Genomic DNA, 19,478 nt, shown 5'->3' with positions numbered 1-19,478 from the left:
ATGGCATGACTGATATGATGGTGATTCTTCTTTTGATCCTGATCCTTTCTGTTTTCCAGGTAACCATGATCGATTACCTGTATAATAATCCTACCTATTACCAGCTTGACGCGTATACCTGGGAAAGCGATGATTTCAGAAGCTTAAAGCTTGGAAAAATGGTGGCGGAATGGGATACTCTTGACTATGATACTTTGACTTCCTTAATGGTAGAGCATCAATATGATCTGACCGGTGTCACAGACCGTGAAACCCATACGGACCGACTTTTAAAGGTAAAGCCTGCGGAGTATAGAAAACTTCGCCAGGCCTATGAAACCATTTTAAATGATTTGAAGTTTTTTCCAATCCCCTTATCCGTTCAACCCGGTTCTCCGGATATCAGCTATCAAAACGGATGGATGGACTCCAGGACCTACGGAGGAGAACGAGGGCATGAAGGCTGCGACATCATGGGCAAGGACCAGCCCAGAGGGCATTATCCGGTGGTCAGTATGAGCGACGGAGTAGTGGAAAAAGTGGGGTGGCTGGAAAAAGGAGGATGGCGGATCGGGATACGGACTCCCAAGGGAGCGTATCTTTATTATGCCCATCTTTACGGCTACAGCAGGCAGTGGAAGGAAGGGGACGAGGTAACAGCTGGAGAGCTCTTGGGATTTATGGGGGATACCGGCTACAGCCAGGTAGAGGGGACTACCGGCAACTTTCCGGTCCATTTACATCTGGGGATTTATATAAGGGCCGATCACAATGAAGAGATGAGCGTAAATCCTTATTGGGTCTTAAGATATATGGAGAAATACCGGTTGAAATATTCGTATTAGTATATGGCCATTTATCGAAACTTGCCTTGCAAATTTCGATAAGCTATATTAATATTGCTTACATAGGCATAGTTTATTCGATAAGCAAAAGGCGAATCAAACTTCCTTAACGCAAGATGGGAGCTGCAACGTGAAAGAACGGAAGATTTCGGAAGAATTTTTAAACAGAATGAAGAATTTATTAGGGGAAGAAGAGTATGAGGCGTATTTAAAAAGCTTTGAAGAGGAACGGCTCTATGGGCTGCGAGTCAATACTCTTAAGATAACCCCGGAAAAATTTACAAACATGACAACCCTTAAACTAAAGCCCGTTCCCTGGATCCATAACGGTTTTTATTATGAGGGAGATGAACGTCCGGCAAAAGATCCTTATTATTACGCCGGGCTTTATTATCTCCAGGAACCCAGCGCTATGACGCCGGCAAGCCTGCTTCCCGTAATTCCGGGAGACAAGGTCCTTGATCTTTGCGCAGCACCGGGAGGGAAAAGCACAGAGCTTGGTGCAAAGCTGAAAGGCAAAGGCCTTTTGGTATCCAATGACATCAGCAATTCCAGGGCAAAGGCTTTGCTTAAGAATCTGGAATTGTGGGGAATCGAGAATATTTGTGTCACCAGCGAGGAACCAAAGAAACTAAAGGAAACCTTCGGTGAATTTTTTGATAAAATACTGGTTGATGCTCCTTGTTCCGGAGAGGGGATGTTCCGTAAGGATGCGGATATGGTGAAAAGCTATGAGGAACACGGGCCGGAGTATTATGCTGCGATTCAAAGGGAAATTATGGATCAGGCAGTAGACATGCTTGCTCCTGGCGGACATCTTTTATATTCCACCTGTACGTTTTCTGCCTGTGAAAATGAAGACATCATCAGACGGACTCTGGACTGCCATGAGGAAATGGAGTTAATCAGGCTTCCTCTTTTTGAAGGGGCCAGCGGTGGAATCGGTCTCTCCGGATGTCTCCGCCTTTTTCCCCATAAGATTAAGGGAGAAGGGCATTTTATAGCAATGTTAAGGAAGAAAGGCTCTCCGGCAGGATATAAAGATTATGGGAAGGCCGGAAGCAAACAGCCACCCCTTCCCGCGGAACTTTCTAATTTCCTTTCTATGGTCTCAAAGCCCTTAGATTGTTCCAGAATCCGGATAAAAAATGATGCAGTTTACTATTTGCCGGAACATTTCCAGGAGAATACGAAAGGCCTGCGCTACTTAAGGACCGGACTTTTGCTTGGAGAGATGAAGAAGGACCGTTTTGAACCGGGACAGGCATTTGCCATGGCCTTAAAGCCGGAAGAGTTCAAACAAGTTGTCTCCTGGGAAAAACAGGATGAGAGGGTAATCCGCTATTTAAAGGGTGAAACCATATCCTTAAAGGACGGAGAGGATCCAATCAAAGGCTGGTGCCTGATTTGCGTGGAAGGCTTTCCCCTGGGCTTTGCCAAGGGAAGCGGAGCGACGCTTAAAAATAAATACTATCCAGGATGGCGGTGGCAATAATGAAAGAACTGAGACTTGATAAATATTTAACAGAAATGGGAGAAGGAACGAGAAGCCAGATCAAGGAAATGGCCAGAAAAGGCAGGATTATGGTGGACGGCATACCGGAGAAAAAGGCGGAGCGCAAAATCGATCCGGAACAACAACAGGTATCCGTGGATGGACGTCTGGTATCCTATGTCCGGTATGAATATTACATGTTAAACAAGCCTCAGGGCGTGGTGTCCGCGACTGAAGATTCTCGTTATGAAACTGTGATCGGTCTCATTGAGGAACGGAAACGAGATGATCTATTTCCGGTAGGGCGGCTGGATATTGATACGGAAGGGCTTCTTCTCATTACCAATGACGGAGACCTGGCTCATCAGCTACTGTCTCCTAAAAAGCATGTGGATAAAGTTTATTTTGCCCGGGTTGAAGGAGATCTGCCGCTTGATGCAAAGGAACGTATGGAGGAAGGACTTGTGCTTTCCGATGGAACTCCCACAATGCCGGCACAGCTGGAAGTACGAAAGCAGGGGGGAGGTGAAGTGCCTTCTGAAATCTACTTAACTATTCGGGAAGGAAAATTTCATCAGGTCAAACGGATGTTTGAAACTCTTGGGTGTCGTGTGATATACTTAAAGAGGATGTCTATGGGAAGCCTGATCTTAGATGAGGCGTTAAAACCGGGTGAATACCGCCCGCTTTCACAGGATGAAATCCTAAAACTAAAAAGTCATGGAAAGGAAGACAAAAGCAGAGGATGTTAAAGGAAAAGAAAGCTGTGATTTTTGATCTGGATGGAACACTGGTTGATTCCATGTGGATGTGGAAATCCATTGATATAGAATTTCTTGGAAGCAGAGGGCTTGCATACCCGGAAGATTTACAAAAAGAGATTGAAGGGATGAGTTTTTCGGAAACTGCTTTTTATTTTAAAGAGCGGTTCAAGCTGGAAGAATCCCTTGAGGAAATCAAGGCTGTGTGGACGGATATGTCCATTGAAAAATACAGGAATGAGGTATTGTTAAAGCCGGGAGCAGGAGATTTTCTTAAATACATTACGGAAAATGGATTAAAGGCCGGAATCGCCACCAGCAATGGCAGGCAGATGGTGGATGCGGTGATTGATTCTTTAAATATCGGGCAATATTTTCAAGTAGTAGCTACTTCCTGCGAGGTGACTTATGGAAAGCCTGCACCGGATATTTATTTAAAGGTTGCCGGGGATCTCTCCGTATCTCCCGCTCAGTGCCTGGTCTTTGAGGATGTTCCTGCCGGGATTTTAGCAGGAAAGCGGGCAGGAATGACAGTCTGCGCCATTGATGATGAATTTTCCAGAGAGATGGAAGAAGAAAAACGGCAGCTAGCTGACTATTTTATATACGATTATCACCAGATACTGAAAAGAAAGGTCGAACGATCATGATGCACGATTATCTTCCCATGAGCCGGACTGATATGAATATCAGAGGGTGGAAGCAATGTGACTTTATCTATGTCACCGGAGATGCCTATGTGGACCATCCGTCCTTTGGTCATGCCATCATCAGCCGCCTTTTGGAGGCACATGGCTATAAAGTAGGGATTATCTCCCAGCCGGACTGGAAAGATCGGGCTAGCATTCAAGTTTTAGGAGAACCACGTCTTGGGTTCCTGGTTTCCGGCGGCAACATGGATTCCATGGTAAATCATTATTCCGTTTCAAAGAAGCGCAGGCAGCAGGATGCTTATACACCAGGGGGTGTTATGGGAAAACGTCCTGACTATGCGGTTACGGTCTATTGTAACCTGATCCGGTCTGCATATAAGAAAGCGCCAGTCATCATCGGCGGAATTGAAGCCAGCTTAAGGCGTCTGGCCCATTACGATTACTGGTCGGACCGGTTAAAGCATTCCATTCTGATTGATTCCCAGGCGGATCTAATCTCCTATGGCATGGGGGAAAAGTCCATTGTGGAAATTGCGGATGCATTGAACAGCGGGATCGAAATCAAGGACATCACGTTTATCGATGGTACGGTCTATAAGACGGACAGTCTGGAATCCGTATATGATGCCCAGATCCTTCCTTCTTTTGATAAGATGAAGGCCGATAAACAAGAATATGCAAAAAGCTATTACATTCAGTATAATAATACGGACCCATTTATTGGAAAGCGTCTGGTAGAGCCATATAAAGACAATTTATTTGTGGTTCAGAATCCACCGGCTAAGCCTCTTTCCATGGAGGAGATGGATGAGGTATATGCCCTTCCCTATATGAGGAATTACCATCCTTCCTATGAGGAGTTAGGGGGAGTCCCTGCTATCCGTGAAATTAAATTCAGCCTGATCAGCAACCGGGGCTGCTTTGGCGCCTGCAGTTTCTGCGCTCTTACCTTTCATCAGGGCAGAATTATACAAGCCAGAAGCCATAACTCCCTTCTGGATGAAGCAAAGCTTTTGACAGAGGAACCGGACTTTAAGGGATACATCCATGACGTAGGCGGACCTACGGCAGATTTCAGGTCCCCGGCTTGTGATAAACAGATGACAAAAGGAGCCTGCCCCAACCGGCAGTGCCTGTTCCCGGAACCATGCAAAAATCTGAAAGCAGACCATACGGATTATATTGAGTTACTGAGAAAGCTGAGAAGTCTGCCAAAAGTGAAAAAGGTATTCATTCGTTCCGGAATCCGGTTTGATTATGTGCTGGCGGATCCTGGTAAAAAGTTTTTAAAAGAGCTTTGTCAGTACCATGTCAGCGGACAGCTAAAGGTGGCCCCGGAACATGTGTCGGACAAGGTGCTTTCAAAGATGGGAAAACCACAGAATCAGGTATATCGCCAGTTTGTAAAGGAATATAAGGACATGAACGGGCGTCTAGGTATGAAACAGTATCTGGTTCCCTATTTGATGTCTTCCCATCCAGGCTCCGGACTTTCAGAAGCCGTGGAGCTTGCAGAATATTTACGTGATTTAGGATATATGCCGGAGCAGGTCCAGGACTTTTATCCTACCCCTTCCACCATATCCACCTGTATGTATTATACGGGATATGATCCCCGTACCATGGAAAAGGTGTATGTGCCCGTCAATCCACATGAAAAGGCGATGCAAAGAGCGCTCATTCAGTATCGGAATCCGAAAAACTATGAATTGGTTTCCGAAGCATTAAGGCTGGCAGGCCGTACCGATTTGATCGGGTTTGATAAAAAGTGTCTGATCCGTCCGAAGGCAGGTACTCCGGGAGGCTACTCAGATCATAAAGCAGGGAAGAATCCTGGAAGCGGGAAAAGAGGGGCGGCTTCAGAGACAAAAGACCGTCGGGAACAAAAGAAAAAAACCATAAGAAACGTCCATAAAAAAGCAGGTAAAAAATAAATCCCAAAATGCGTGGGTAAAAATAAAAGAAAAGAAGGAATCAATTATGAAGATTGCCATTGTAACAGGTGCGTCTTCCGGTATGGGAAGAGAATTTATCATGCAGATTGCTGACCGTTTTAGTGGAATTGGTGAGATATGGGCGATTGCCAGAAGAGAGGAACGGCTGGAGGAGTTGTCTCCTCTTGTTCCTGTTAAGGTCCGGTCCTTTGCCATTGATTTAACGGATGACAGCAAACTGATGAGCTTACAGGATATCCTGGCGAAAGAAAAGCCGGAGGTAAAGTGGTTGATCAACTCGGCAGGTTATGGGAAAATCGGCGATGTAGGTACCATAAACATAGGGGATGAAATGGGCATGGTGGATTTAAACTGCAAAGCCCTTTGTGCTGTGACTCATATGGTTCTTCCCTATATGTCTGAAAACAGCCGCATCATACAGTTTTCCTCTGCTGCGTCCTTTTTGCCTCAGCCTGGCTTTGCCATTTATGCGGCTACAAAATCCTTTGTGTTAAGCTATAGCAGGGCACTGAATGAAGAACTGAAGAAAAGAGGAATCTATGTGACGGCAGTATGCCCGGGCCCTGTGAAAACCGAATTTTTTGATATTGCGGAAACCACAGGAAAGATTCCTCTGTACAAGCGGGTGGTCATGGCAGATCCGAAGAAGGTGGTACGTCTGGCTTTGCGTGACAGCATGATGGGGCGTCCGGTTTCCGTATATGGAATCACCATGAAGTTCTTTCGGCTTTTATGCAAAACAGTGCCTCATACCGCCATCTTTCGTCTTATGAAGGGGTTAATGAAGGCTATATAAGAGAGCAGGAAAAGGAAGAGGAATACAAAAGTGAAACGATACAGGAAGGGACAGTACGGTTACCGTAACTATCACAGAAGAATCGAATTAGGGAAGGTCCTGGCCGGGGCGGCTCTGATACTCATACAGCTATTGGTCCGGTCGATGACAGACAGCTCATCCCTTAAAAACATTCTGACGGTTTCAGCCATTCTTTCCGTACTTCCGGTGGCCAATTGGGCATCGCCCCTTCTGGCCTCATGGAAGTACAAAACGCTGAACGCGGAACTTTATAAAAAAGCGTGTACCCATGAAGGAAAAAGCAGAATGCTCTATGATCTGATCATTACCTCAAGGGATGCGGTCATGCCGGTGGATGTGGCTGCGGTTCATTCCACCGGCATCTATGCTTACTGTACCGCCAAAAGGCTGGACACAGGAAAGGCAGAACGTTTTTTAAAAGATATGTTCCTTAGCCATCACCTGGAGTTTGATATAAGGATCATTCTGGAAGAAGGGGAATTTTTCAACTGCCTTTCCAGCTTGGGACCGGAAGCAGAGTACAAAGATGACGGCAGTGTGGAGCGTGGGGTTACGCTGTTAAAAAGTTTGTCCATGTAACCGTCAGGACAGAAATACCCAATGGAAAGGATAAAACATGCAGTCTTTGATTGTATCGAAAAATGAAGCAGGGCAGCGCCTTGATAAGCTGCTTTCTAAATATTTGAATCTTGCAGAAAAGAGCTTTTTTTATAAGATGATGAGAAAGAAGAACATCACCTTAAACGGCAGGAAGTGCGAAGGCTCGGAAAAGCTTGTAGAAGGAGACGAGATCAAACTTTTCCTTTCCGATGAAACCATTGAAAAGTTTTCCCAGGTAAAGCTTCAGAAGGTAAAAAAAGTATCTTTAAACATTATCTATGAGGATGAGCACATCCTTTTGGTAAATAAGCCGGCAGGCATGCTCTCTCAGAAAGCCAGAGAGGCGGATGAATCTCTGGTGGAATACATGATCGATTATCTGGTTTCAAGCGGTCAGTTATCCACAGAACAGTTAAGAAGCTTCCGGCCTTCTGTGTGCAACCGTCTGGACCGGAACACCAGCGGCCTGGTGGTGGGAGGAAAGTCATTAGCAGGCCTTCAGCTTATGTCAGCCTCCTTTAAGGACCGGAGCATCCACAAGTATTATCAGTGCGTGGTAAAGGGGCAGATTACAGAAAAACAGATGATCACAGGCTATCTGATCAAGTCAGAAACATCCAATCAGGTAACGGTTCATAAGCAGGAGGTTCCCGGGAGTGCTCCCATTGCGACGGAATATGAGCCGGTAAAGTGGCAGGAAGGATACACGCTCCTAAAGGTTACCTTGATCACAGGACGTACCCATCAGATCCGCGCGCATTTATCCTCCATCGGACACCCGATCGTAGGAGACTATAAATATGGGGACAGCAAGGTGAATGAGGAAGCAAAAAGGCTTTATCATATTCAGTCCCAGCTCCTCCATTCCTATCAGGTCACATTTCCGAAGCTTTCGGAGCCACTTGCTTATTTATCCGGCCGTACCTTTTATGCGCCTTTACCAAAGACCTTTTCTAAGATATGCAAGGACTGGAGGTAGGAGGTAGAGATGGGAACCTGGAATACAAGAGGATTAAGAGGCTCAGCTCTTGAAGATCTGATTAACCGAAGCAATGAAAGCTACCGGGAAAAAGGATTGGCTTTGATCCAGAAGATACCGACACCGATTACCCCCATTTCCATTGATAAGGAAAGCCGCCACATCACCCTGGCTTATTTTGACCAGAAAAGTACGGTGGATTATATCGGGGCTGTACAGGGGATTCCGGTCTGCTTTGATGCCAAGGAATGTTCGGCGGGCACATTTCCCCTTCAGAATATCCATCCTCATCAGGTCGCTTTTATGGAGGAGTTTGAAAGCCAGGGAGGCATTGCTTTTATCATATTATCCTATACCCAGAAGGATGAGATGTATTATCTTCCATTTGATCAGTTGAAACAGTACTGGAAACGGATGGAAGAGGGCGGGCGGAAAAGCTTTACCTATGAGGAGTTAGATAAAACCTGGCGGATCCGGAGATGTCGGGATATTTTCGTTCATTACCTAGAGATGATCCAGAAAGATTTAGACAGAAGAGATTGACAAGCACCACTTTTTCCCCTATAATTGACTACACGTTATCAAATTATCACTTTACTACAAGAAAGTGATGCAAAATGATAAACCGTGAAAATAATTTTCTTCACTGCGTTTATGGCGGCTTATCATGGAAGATGGAAGCAGAAGACGGAGGTTATTATGGCAAATAAACTGTTACATACGCCGGATGGAGTCCGGGATATCTATGGAGTAGAGTGTACGAGAAAGGCTGCTGTACAGGAGAAGATGTTAAAGGTTTTCCATCTGTGCGGCTATCAGGACATTGAAACTCCCACCTTTGAATTTTTTGATATTTTCAACGAGTCCCGTGGAAGTGTTAAGGCAAAGGAGATGTTTAAGTTTTTTGACAGGGATAACCACACCTTGGTGCTGCGTCCGGATGAGACGCCTGCTATAGCTAGATGTGCGGCCAAATATTTTCTGGACGAGGATATGCCAATCCGTCTTTGCTATATCGAGAGAACCTTTATCAATAATTCCAGCTATCAGGGCAGACTTAAGGAAGCCAGCCAGACCGGTGTGGAGCTTATTGGTGATGATTCTGCGGATGCGGATGCAGAGATCCTCGCTATGGTGATCAAGGCCTTAATGGCAGCAGGACTTACGGAGTTCCAGGTGGAATTAGGTGAGGTGGATTTTTTCAAAGGGCTGATCGAAGAGGCCGGCATGGACGAGGAAACGGAGGAGGCCCTAAGGGAGCTTATTGAAAATAAAAATTATTTTGGTGTAGAAGAACTGGTGATGGCACAGTCCATTACAAAGGAGTTACAGCAGGTGTTTTTAAAGCTTCCGGAACTGTTCGGTTCCCTGGATCAGATCCAGGCGGCCCGGGAACTGACTTCTAATCCAAGAGCGTTAAAGGCGATTGAGCGTTTGGAGGAGGTACACCGGATCCTTGAATATTACGGGCTTTCTGATTACGTTTCTTATGATCTTGGCATGTTGAGCCAGTACCAGTATTATACCGGTATTATCTTTAAGGCTTACACCTATGGGACCGGAGATTACGTGGTCAATGGCGGCAGATACGATAAGCTCTTAGAACAATTTGGAAAGGATGCTCCTGCCGTGGGATTTGGAATATCGGTGGATGAGCTTTTGCTGACTCTTTCCAGGCAGAAGATCGAGATGAAAGTTGATCTGGTGAACACCATGATCCTTTATGAGAAAGAAGCCAGGGAAAACGCTATCCGCCTTTCCAGTCACTTCCAAGGTTCCGGCATGGCGGTCCAGCTCCAGTTAAAAGACCCGGCTCGTTCCCTTGAAGATTATCAGGCTTATGCAAGGCGCAGGGATTTAAATAATCTGCTGTATCTGGACCACAGCGGGTTTTCCGTTAAGGTCATGAACCTTATTCTGGACCGCGTAGATGAGATACCGCTGTCGGAATATTTAAGATAATCGGGGGTACGTATGAGATATTTGACTTTTGCCCTGGCAAAGGGGCGGCTTGCAAAACAATCACTTGAAATGTTCGAAAAAATCGGGATCACCTGTGAAGAGATGAAGGATAAGGATTCCCGGAAGCTGATTTTCACCAACGAGGAGCTGGGCATGCGGTTCTTTCTTGCAAAGGCAAGTGATGTGCCCACTTATGTAGAGTATGGGGCGGCTGACATTGGTATCGTGGGAAAAGACACCATTCTGGAAGAAGGAAGAAAGCTTTATGAGGTCATGAACCTGGGGATTGGGAACTGCAGAATGTGCGTCTGCGGCCCTCCATCAGCAGGGGAGCTTTTAAAGCATCATGAAAGAATTCGTGTGGCCACCAAATATCCTGCCATTGCCAAGGACTATTTTTATAATAAAAAACATCAGACCGTTGAAATCATAAAGCTTAACGGATCCATCGAGCTGGCGCCTATAGTAGGGCTTTCCGAGGTCATTGTGGATATCGTGGAAACAGGGGCCACCCTAAAAGAAAACGGACTTACGGTGTTGGAGGAAATCTGCCCTTTATCTGCCCGTATGGTGGTCAATCAGGTAAGTATGAAACGAGAGAATGACAGGATCACGAAGCTGATCCGCGATCTGCGTACCCTGCTGCAGGAGGAGAACCGATGAGAATTGTAAAACTAGACGAGACTTCCAGACAAAATATTCTTGCTGATCTGTTAAAAAGAGATCCTAATAATTACGGTGCATATGCCGACACGGTCCAGGAAATCGTGGAAACGGTGAAACGGGATGGAGATATGGCAGTATTGGCCTATACGAGGGAATTTGATAAAGCGGAAATAAGCAGTGAAAGCTTAAAGGTGACCGATCAGGAAATTGAGGAAGCCATGAAGGAAGTGGATCCGGAACTTATGGAGATTCTTCAAAGATCCATGAAAAACATCCGGCAGTTTCATGAAAAGCAAAGGCAGTACAGTTGGTTTGACAGTAAGCCTGACGGTACCATCCTGGGTCAGAAGGTCACGCCTTTAGAAAGCGTGGGTGTTTATGTTCCAGGCGGTAAGGCAGCGTATCCGTCATCAGTTCTGATGAATATCATTCCGGCAGAAGTGGCAGGCGTCAGCCGCATTGCCATGGTGACTCCGCCGGGAAAGGATGGAAAGGTCAATCCGGTCACCTTAACGGCAGCTCATTTAGCAGGTGTTACCGAGGTTTATAAAGTGGGCGGTGCACAGGCTGTAGCAGCCCTTGCGTTTGGTACGGAATCCATCCCTAAGGTTAATAAGATCGTTGGTCCCGGGAATATTTTTGTGGCTTTGGCGAAGAAGGCGGTTTACGGACATGTAAGCATTGACAGCATTGCAGGCCCAAGTGAGATTCTGGTGCTTGCAGATGAGAGCGCTAATCCCCGCTTTGTGGCAGCAGATTTGTTGTCCCAGGCAGAGCATGATGAGCTGGCGTCCGCTATTTTAGTAACTACCAGTATGGAGCTTGCTAAACGGGTGTCTGAGGAAGTAGAAGCATTTACCCAGGAACTTTCCCGCAGAGAGATCATTGAAAAGTCCCTGGATAATTACGGCTACATTCTTGTGGCAGAGACCATGAAGGAGGCCATTCAGACAGTCAATGAGATTGCTCCGGAGCATTTGGAGATCATTACCAGGAATCCGTTTGAAGATATGACCAGGATTCATAATGCAGGCGCAATCTTTATTGGGGAATACAGCTCAGAGCCTCTTGGAGATTATTTTGCCGGTCCAAACCATGTGCTTCCGACCAATGGCACGGCTAAATTTTTCTCAGCCTTAAGTGTGGATGATTTTATAAAGAAGTCAAGCATTATATATTACTCAAAAGAAGCTTTGGAAGAGATCCATAAGGATATTGAAATGTTTGCAGAGGCAGAGCACTTGACCGCCCATGCCAATTCTGTGAAGGTACGTTTCACTTAAACAGTGGACGCTGTGAACCTACCCAACAACAAAGCATGAAAGAAGGTTAAAAGATGGGACGAAGTGCAGAGATTTCCCGGGTAACCCGAGAGACAGATATCCGACTGAACCTTAATATAGATGGCAGCGGAAAAGCTGACATCCAAACGGGGATTGGATTTTTTGATCACATGTTAAACAGCTTTGCCCGTCATGGCTTTTTTGATTTAACATTGTCGGTAAAAGGAGATCTGGAGGTAGATACCCATCATACCGTTGAGGATACAGGCATTGTCCTGGGAACGGCCATCAAACAGGCCCTTGGTGATAAAAAATCCATCAGACGTTACGGCAGCATGATCCTTCCTATGGATGAAACCTTAGTCCTCTGTGCCATTGATTTATCTGGCAGGCCGTATTTGGGCTACGATGTTCTGCTCACCGGCGAACGGGTGGGGGATTTTGAGACAGAAATGCTGAAGGAATTTTTCTATGCTGTTTCTTATGCTTCTGAAATGAACCTGCATATCAGAAAACTGGCAGGAGAGAATAACCACCATGTGATCGAGGGAACCTTCAAAGCATTTGCAAAGGCCTTAGATGAAGCAACATCGCCTGATCCCAGAATTACAGGGGTACTGTCTACCAAGGGAACACTATAAAGGAGAACCATATGCAGCTTTATCCAGCAATTGACTTAAAGGACGGGCAGTGCGTCCGTTTGAAACAGGGAGAATTTAAGGAGATCACTGTTTATTCCCAGAAGCCGGAGGAGGTGGCTGCTCTCTGGCAGTCTCAAGGTGCCACGTTTCTTCATCTGGTAGATTTAGACGGTGCTTTAGCCGGCCGTTCTGTGAATGATAAGGTGATCAAAAATATAGCGGATACTGTTTCCATACCAATCGAGATTGGCGGCGGCATCCGAAGCGAAGAGGCGATCGAGTCCATGCTTTCCCTGGGGGTGACCAGGGTGATCATCGGAACTAAGGCCGTAGAGAATCCGGAATTTATCCGAGACATGGTGAAAAAGTTCGGACCGGACAGGATCGTTGCAGGTGTTGATGCAAAGGATGGTATGGTGGCGGTGGAAGGCTGGGAAAAGATCAGCGGAATCTCCGCATCAGAGCTTTGCAACCGGATGAAGGAATACGGTGTCCGCCATATTGTTTATACTGATATATCCAGGGATGGGATGCTTTCGGGCCCCAATGTGGAGTATACGAGACGGCTGACGGAAGAAACCGGAATGGATATCATTGCCTCCGGGGGAATGTCTTCCATGGAAGATTTAAGGCAGCTTTCTCATGCAGGTGTCTGTGGCGCCATCATCGGGAAGGCGTTGTATGAAAAGCGGATCGATTTGAAGGAAGCCATTAAAGCCTTTGAAAAGCAGGATCATCAGGGGAGGATATGATGATGGAGTATAAAAAACTAATTGCAGGTTTTGGAATCCGGGAGGGGAAGGCAGTAAGGCTTGATGATCAAAAGGTGTGTTATGGGGAAAATCTTTTGACGCTGGCCTGTTTTTACGGAGACAGCGGGGCAGATGAGTTATTTCTGCATGATTTATCTGAGTCAGAGGAAGATCATGAACGGACGATCGGCCTTATGAAGGAGATTGCAAGGCTGTCTGATATTCCTGTGATTTTAGGGGGAAGAGTCAGGCGGCTGGAGGATGTGAAGAAATACCTTTACGCAGGGGCAAAGGCAGCATTTCTTGACGTGAGCCTGGATGAGAATGTGGATTTGATGAAGGAGGCGGCGGATCGGTTCGGAGATGATAAGATTTATGCTTATCTTCCGGATTGTACGTACTTGGAGCGGACCAAGGAATATGCCCAGTTGGGTGCTTCCGTCATGATTCTGGGCGATGAAGTCACAGAGGAAGAACTCCGGGCTGTTTCAGCCTGCGAGGAGGCCTTTTTGATCACCGGATGCGGGGGAGATGCAGATCTCTTTGCCTATGCCCTTGGAGTGGACAATGTGGCAGGCCTTGTTGGAAGCTTTGATGGGGGAGTAAACTGCATGGATTTGAAGCAGGATTTAAAAGCCCTGGGAATCGGAGTAGATACCTTTGAAAGCCCCATAAGCTTTGACCAGTTTCAGTTGGGTGCTGATGGTCTGATTCCTGTAATTACCCAGGATTACAGAACAGGGGAAGTTCTCATGCTGGCCTACATGAATGAAGAGGCTTTTCACGAAACGCTTAAGACCGGCTGCATGACCTATTACAGCAGGAGCCGCAAAAGTCTCTGGCGGAAGGGAGAAACCTCCGGTCATTATCAGTATGTGAAGTCTCTGGCCCTGGATTGTGACAATGATACGCTGTTAGCAAAAGTGAACCAGATCGGAGCTGCCTGTCATACAGGGGCAAGAAGCTGTTTTTATCAGAATCTGGTAAAAAAAGAATATCAGGAGAGTAATCCCTTAAAGGTATTTGAAGAGGTATTTAAAGTAATTCTTGACAGAAAGACGAATCCAAAGGAAGGTTCCTATACCAATTATCTGTTTGACAAAGGTCTTGACAAGATATTAAAAAAGCTGGGAGAAGAGTCAACGGAAATTGTCATAGCAGCCAAAAATCCAAATCCGGAGGAAGTAAAATACGAAATTTCTGATTTCCTTTATCATATGATGGTGCTCATGGCTTATAAAGGAGTGTCCTGGGAAGATATTACCAGGGAACTGTCCAACCGCTGAGACTGATAAAAACGCTGGGAAGGCTGCTCGCTTTTCCGGCGCTTTTTGTGTACATAGAGCCATGGACAGCCTGATTGTTCCATGGTATAATTAAAAAATGGAAATAATGGGAGGATATGGGTATGAAAGAACAGATGTCTGGCAGGATGAAACGGATGACACGGATTTATTACTGGGTGTTGCCGGCCATTTTCCTGTATATCACCGCCGTTTCCTTTTTTGGGGCTGGAATGGGAATGAAGCTTTTGGGAAGTACGAAGCCTGATGTGGAACCGATGGAGTTTCATGTGTATGATGGAGCAGATATTTACAGCAGTTTAAAGGCCCATATGATGACCCAGGAGTTTGCGTCGGATTTTAAGGAAACCAATCACTACTACTTTGCTTATGATGAAAAACTGCTGCCTTATATTGTACAAGTCCATGGGAACCTGTCTGAGGAATATTTACAGATCCAAACTTATCTGTATGATGAATCGGAAGAAGCACCGGAGCCTGCAGTATTTTACGGCATGTCATCGCCTATTGAGGATGATATCCGGGAGTATGCCATTGAAAGCTACAATGACATGTGGGGAGAGAAAATCGTAACGGAGAATAATTTTTCGGATTATTTCGGAGAATACTATCTTGACACTACTAGAAAGCCGGCCTCCAATGCTTCAGGAGCGATTTCTTTCATTTTCTCATGCGGATTTATGGCCGCCTTGGCAGGAACCTTGCTTATAGCATGGAAACTTAACAGCCGGAGGTTTAAGATAAGCAGGGATACCTTAAAGGCATGGCCGGAAGAAAAGCTGCTTGCATTAGACAGACAGCTGAAAGCGGCCAGTACCTCATCTTATGAAAAAGAACAGCTTTATTTGACCAATGATTATATCATTGCCAATGGAGAGGGATTTGATATCATCCCTTACGAGGCTGTTATGCGGATCTATGATACCTCCTATGGATCAGGGAAAAGGCTTATGGCTGAAACAAAGGATCAAAAATACCATACCCTTGCTATGGTAAAAGCAAGAGGCCTAAAGAACAAGGATGCGTTCCAGGAACTTGCCATTCAGGTGAAAAGGCAGGTTTTGGACAGAAAAGAGGAATTGACCGAAACTATTCTGGCTGAGGAACACAACAGGTATCCTGAAACGGTGGATCCAGAAGCAATCCTTCAGATATCCGCCTCCCTTGAAGAGAAGCCGTCCAATCCACTCTTTGGTGTGATCGGAGCGCTGTTTGCCTCGCTATTAGGAGTGGGGCTGTGGATACTCATAGGTCAGGTGGGCTTTGTAGCCGGAATAGCCGGACTTGTTATATTAAAGCTTGCCTTAGGTGGCTATCAGAAGCTTGGAGGCTCACTGGATAAAAAGGGAGCTATCATTTGTCTTATCATAACAGCTGGAATGATTGCCGGCGCCAATCTTTTGGATTATGCAGTATCCATGACAAGAGCATACTTTCAGTATGAAGCCAGCTTTGAAACCTTGGCTTATGTTTTCTCCAACTTTGGAAATCTGATGTCCGATATGGATATGTGGAGTGGATTTTTCATTGACCTTGCCATTGGTTACGGCCTGTCCATATGGTCGGCGGCAGGAGCTATAAAAGGCATTTTCAATATGGAAAAATAAATTTTAGAAAAAGAGGCGATATATTATGTCACAAGTATTAGATAATTTTTTAAAGTATATATCCTTTGACACACAGTCGAAAGAGGATATGGAGACAGTACCCAGTACGGAAAAGCAGCGGGTATTAGCCAGAGAACTGGCAGCCCAGCTTCAGGCCATGAAGGCGGAGCATGTGATGGTGGATGAGCATAGCTATGTTTATGCCACGATACCAGCAACCATGGATAAGCCTGTTCCGGTACTTGGCTTTATTGCCCATATGGACACAGCACCTGCATATTCCGGGACAGGAGTAAAGCCGCAGATCGTAAAAAATTATGACGGCGGCGATATTCTGATGAATAAAGAGACCGGATTGGTCATGAAAGCTATCGATTTTCCGGATCTTTTAAAATACAAGGGACAGGATATCATTACAACGGACGGAACCACCCTGTTGGGTGCGGATGACAAAGCCGGAGTTGCCGAGATCATGGCTATGGCGGAGTATCTTTTATCCCATCCGGAGATTCCGCACGGAACCATCCGCATTGGCTTTACACCGGATGAAGAGGTTGGAAGAGGTGCGGATTTCTTCGACGTAAAAGGCTTTGGCGCTGATGTAGCTTATACCGTAGACGGCGGTGGGTTAGGAGAATTGGAGTATGAGAATTTTAATGCGGCTTCCGCAAGAGTCCTGATACATGGCTCCAGCATCCACCCAGGGTCTTCCAAGGGAAGAATGAGGAATGCCCTTCTTATGGCCATGGAGTTCCACAACATGCTTCCAGCCGCTGAAAATCCTATGTACACGGAAGGTTATGAAGGATTTTTCCATTTGGATTCTATGAGCGGAACAGTGGAAGAAGCCCGTATGGATTATATTATCCGGGATCACAGCAAAGAAAGATTTGAAGAGAAAAAGGCATTTATTGAGAGGGTAGCGGAATATTTAAACAGCCGCTATCATGCAGGGACCGTGGACCTTATTTTAAAGGACAGTTATTATAACATGAAGGAAAAGATCCAGCCTCACATGTACTTAATCGAGATAGCAAAAGCTTCCATGGAGGAAATCGGAATAGAGCCTATGGTAACCCCTATCCGGGGAGGCACGGATGGAGCCCGTTTGTCTTATGAAGGGCTTCCATGTCCAAACCTGTGCACCGGTGGCTATAACTACCATGGAAAGTTTGAGTTTATTCCTGTTCAGTCCATGGAGAAAGTGGTAGAACTGCTTCTTAAGATCGTTGAAAAATTTGCAGAAAGATAATATGTGGAAAGAATAGTACCCTATTGACAAAGTAGAATTCTACGAATATAATATTGGTAGAATTCTACTTTTTTTGGAGGTGATTTTATGCTTTCTGCCCTAAGTAATCCAAGTGCTGATTTTTATATTCAGAGCATTGCACTGTCTTTGCGTTATATGAATGATCAGAAGTTAGAGGAATTTGGCATAACCAACCAGCAAGCCCGATTGTTAGGTGGAATCAGCAGAAGTCTTTACGATGGAGCGAATATCAGCCGCAAGTATTTAGAAGATATGATGCAACTAAAAGGCCCCTCGGTAACCAGTTTATTAAATGGCTTAGAAAAGAACGGTTTTATTATTCGTTATAGCCGTGAAGATGATGGCCGCGCGATGAATATCAAGGTTACTGAAAAAGGTGATAAGGTTTTAGAAGCACTGCGTGACGTTTTTAAAAGCACAGAACAGCAGCTGCATAGCGGTATGACGCCTGAAGAACAGGAACAATTTCTAGTGTTACTTCACAAGGCCCATGATAACCTTTCACGGAATAAGTATTCAGAAAATACAAAGTCGGTGGATTCTAAGAAGGTATAAGCAAGCACATTGCGTAGTAGGAAACAAAGATGTTGCTTGCTATTATCTTTGATAATTATGCAGAATACGGCATATTTTTTAATTATTTATGTAGAATTCTACATAAATAATTAATTTTAAGTAAGGAGTATAGCCAAAAAGAAAAGAATGACGCAATGTATTATCTTAAAAAAGCACCTTTGCCGGATGCAATCGAGCATATGGCAATACCAATGGTTTTGGGAATTAGAGTACGGCCGGTAAGACATAAAATGACTTACCGGCCGTATTTATTGAAAAGAATGGAGCAGGTATGGTGTCAAGGGCGGCAGCTGTGCATTTTACTCTTGGCGCTGTCCCTGGTCCAGGATTAAGTCCAAATCCCCCTATCAACTCAAAACTGAAGGTAGACAGAGGCTGCCGCGTGGGGAGAAACTATCATGATTATGAGGTATATTTAGAGCAGCATCCTGATACAGCAGTGACACAGATGGATTCTGTGATAGAAAACAAGGGTGGAACACCAGGTCTTTTGAAAAAGTAGCAAGATAATCGGAACAGAAAACCATCGTCAGGAACGAAAAGACAGATACCAGCAGACGTGAATTTCGGAGTACGAAATTTGTAAGCGAAAAATGACGTCCGGTTTTTGTGCGCTAGAATCAGCCTTACTAATCGTGCTTTTGATTTACAGATTTTAATGCTCTACCCTAGTTGTTGCGGTTCATTTATAAAAATTGCAACTCACTTTACATTTCAGCTCTGCAATTGAGCATTTTTAAAATTCAAGGCAATAAACTTGCGTTTGGGAACATAATATACTTTTTTAATAAAAAAACATTAAAATATTAAAGTATTGATTTTTTATAATCTGGCTGATTCGTGAAAAATACGGATAAGGAAATTATTGAATAGAATAATTCACATAATAAAAATCATTAAGGAGTTTTTGAAGATGAGAAATTTGATAGAATTGACTGATTTAACAGCGAACGAGATCCAAAAGATATTCAATATAGCTGACAAAATAAACAAAGGAGAATATGTAAAATGCTTAGAAGGGAAAACGATCATTTTATTTTTTAAATCTTCAAGCATACGTACCCGCGTTACGTTTGAGAAAGGGATATTTGATCTTGGAGGGCAATCGTTCCCCTTAGACAGCCAAACGCCTCAAATGTTATATTCTTTAAATGAAGGAGGTTCTGTCTTTTATGATTATATCACATGCAGAAAAGTCGGGAAATTTTATGCATTTACTCAAGCAATCATTCCTCCCAGTCAATGGGAAAAGGATAAACAGCAAATTGCAAATATCATTTTAAGTGCAAAAGAACGTAATAATAGTTGATAATACAGATTGAATATGGTT

20 protein-coding genes are annotated in these 19,478 nt (G+C 44.8%); all 20 read left to right on the top strand.

Features of this window, described 5'->3' with window-relative positions; genetic code table 11:
- Positions 1 to 14 precede the first annotated feature (14 nt).
- The 20 genes from ACHZES_RS03020 to ACHZES_RS02925 all read left to right on the top strand — a co-directional run bounded on the left by ACHZES_RS03020 (position 15) and on the right by ACHZES_RS02925 (position 19,457).
- Positions 15 to 824 (top strand): M23 family metallopeptidase, encoded by an 810-nt coding sequence (locus ACHZES_RS03020; RefSeq protein WP_395547994.1) that lies wholly within the window; start codon positions 15 to 17, stop codon positions 822 to 824.
- Between the two features lie 169 nt (positions 825 to 993).
- Positions 994 to 2,319, top strand: a complete 1,326-nt coding sequence (locus tag ACHZES_RS03015; protein WP_404820380.1) for an RsmF rRNA methyltransferase first C-terminal domain-containing protein — start codon at positions 994 to 996, stop codon at positions 2,317 to 2,319.
- Positions 2,319 to 3,071 carry a pseudouridine synthase gene (locus ACHZES_RS03010; protein ID WP_154520601.1) on the top strand — a complete coding sequence of 251 codons (753 nt, stop codon included), beginning with the start codon at positions 2,319 to 2,321 and terminating at the stop codon, positions 3,069 to 3,071. Before ACHZES_RS03015 ends, ACHZES_RS03010 begins: the two co-directional genes overlap by 1 nt.
- Positions 3,065 to 3,730 (top strand): HAD family hydrolase, encoded by a 666-nt coding sequence (locus tag ACHZES_RS03005; protein WP_395547947.1) that lies wholly within the window; start codon positions 3,065 to 3,067, stop codon positions 3,728 to 3,730. Before ACHZES_RS03010 ends, ACHZES_RS03005 begins: the two co-directional genes overlap by 7 nt.
- On the top strand, positions 3,727 to 5,667 hold the full coding sequence (locus ACHZES_RS03000; protein WP_395547948.1) for a YgiQ family radical SAM protein: 1,941 nt from the start codon (positions 3,727 to 3,729) through the stop codon (positions 5,665 to 5,667). Before ACHZES_RS03005 ends, ACHZES_RS03000 begins: the two co-directional genes overlap by 4 nt.
- 46 nt (positions 5,668 to 5,713) lie before the next feature.
- Entirely contained in the window at positions 5,714 to 6,484 is a 771-nt protein-coding gene (locus ACHZES_RS02995) for an SDR family oxidoreductase (RefSeq protein ID WP_154520603.1), read from the top strand.
- Positions 6,485 to 6,514: 30 nt separating this feature from the next.
- Positions 6,515 to 7,084 carry a hypothetical protein gene (locus ACHZES_RS02990; RefSeq protein ID WP_038281981.1) on the top strand — a complete coding sequence of 190 codons (570 nt, stop codon included), beginning with the start codon at positions 6,515 to 6,517 and terminating at the stop codon, positions 7,082 to 7,084.
- A gap of 37 nt (positions 7,085 to 7,121) precedes the next feature.
- Complete coding sequence (locus tag ACHZES_RS02985; protein ID WP_154520604.1) at positions 7,122 to 8,084, top strand: RluA family pseudouridine synthase; 963 nt, start codon at positions 7,122 to 7,124, stop codon at positions 8,082 to 8,084.
- Positions 8,085 to 8,093: 9 nt separating this feature from the next.
- On the top strand, positions 8,094 to 8,627 hold the full coding sequence (locus tag ACHZES_RS02980; protein ID WP_038281986.1) for a Holliday junction resolvase RecU: 534 nt from the start codon (positions 8,094 to 8,096) through the stop codon (positions 8,625 to 8,627).
- Positions 8,628 to 8,783: 156 nt separating this feature from the next.
- Entirely contained in the window at positions 8,784 to 10,046 is a 1,263-nt protein-coding gene (hisZ, locus tag ACHZES_RS02975; protein WP_395547949.1) for an ATP phosphoribosyltransferase regulatory subunit, read from the top strand.
- Between the two features lie 12 nt (positions 10,047 to 10,058).
- A complete protein-coding gene (gene hisG, locus ACHZES_RS02970) occupies positions 10,059 to 10,709 on the top strand; it encodes an ATP phosphoribosyltransferase (RefSeq protein WP_038281991.1) in 651 nt (216 codons plus the stop codon).
- Complete coding sequence (gene hisD, locus ACHZES_RS02965) at positions 10,706 to 11,995, top strand: histidinol dehydrogenase (protein WP_395547950.1); 1,290 nt, start codon at positions 10,706 to 10,708, stop codon at positions 11,993 to 11,995. Before hisG ends, hisD begins: the two co-directional genes overlap by 4 nt.
- Positions 11,996 to 12,048: 53 nt before the next feature.
- On the top strand, positions 12,049 to 12,636 hold the full coding sequence (hisB, locus tag ACHZES_RS02960) for an imidazoleglycerol-phosphate dehydratase HisB (RefSeq protein WP_038281994.1): 588 nt from the start codon (positions 12,049 to 12,051) through the stop codon (positions 12,634 to 12,636).
- 11 nt (positions 12,637 to 12,647) lie between these two features.
- The gene (gene hisA / locus ACHZES_RS02955; RefSeq protein WP_395547951.1) at positions 12,648 to 13,388 is read left to right on the top strand and encodes a 1-(5-phosphoribosyl)-5-[(5-phosphoribosylamino)methylideneamino]imidazole-4-carboxamide isomerase; all 741 of its coding nucleotides are present in this window, start codon (positions 12,648 to 12,650) and stop codon (positions 13,386 to 13,388) included.
- Positions 13,388 to 14,674, top strand: coding sequence for a bifunctional phosphoribosyl-AMP cyclohydrolase/phosphoribosyl-ATP diphosphatase HisIE (gene hisIE, locus ACHZES_RS02950; RefSeq protein WP_038282000.1), 1,287 nt, complete (start codon positions 13,388 to 13,390; stop codon positions 14,672 to 14,674). Before hisA ends, hisIE begins: the two co-directional genes overlap by 1 nt.
- Positions 14,675 to 14,796: 122 nt before the next feature.
- On the top strand, positions 14,797 to 16,299 hold the full coding sequence (locus tag ACHZES_RS02945) for a hypothetical protein (RefSeq protein ID WP_395547952.1): 1,503 nt from the start codon (positions 14,797 to 14,799) through the stop codon (positions 16,297 to 16,299).
- 25 nt (positions 16,300 to 16,324) lie between these two features.
- Positions 16,325 to 17,551: a peptidase T gene (gene pepT / locus ACHZES_RS02940; RefSeq protein ID WP_154520610.1), complete on the top strand. Its 1,227-nt coding sequence runs from the start codon at positions 16,325 to 16,327 to the stop codon at positions 17,549 to 17,551.
- A 156-nt stretch (positions 17,552 to 17,707) separates the two neighbouring features.
- The gene (locus ACHZES_RS02935; protein ID WP_404820321.1) at positions 17,708 to 18,127 is read left to right on the top strand and encodes a MarR family winged helix-turn-helix transcriptional regulator; all 420 of its coding nucleotides are present in this window, start codon (positions 17,708 to 17,710) and stop codon (positions 18,125 to 18,127) included.
- A gap of 292 nt (positions 18,128 to 18,419) precedes the next feature.
- A complete protein-coding gene (locus ACHZES_RS02930; protein ID WP_395547954.1) occupies positions 18,420 to 18,650 on the top strand; it encodes a hypothetical protein in 231 nt (76 codons plus the stop codon).
- Between the two features lie 411 nt (positions 18,651 to 19,061).
- Entirely contained in the window at positions 19,062 to 19,457 is a 396-nt protein-coding gene (locus ACHZES_RS02925; RefSeq protein ID WP_395547955.1) for a hypothetical protein, read from the top strand.
- The last annotated feature ends 21 nt before the right edge of the window (positions 19,458 to 19,478 follow it).

It is taken from the genome of Lacrimispora sanguinis (genome assembly GCF_044987295.1).
In the GTDB taxonomy this organism is placed as follows: Bacteria; Bacillota; Clostridia; order Lachnospirales; family Lachnospiraceae; genus Lacrimispora; species Lacrimispora celerecrescens_B.
Note: the sequence above shows the minus strand (reverse complement) of the source record. Positions and strands in the feature narration are given on the sequence as shown.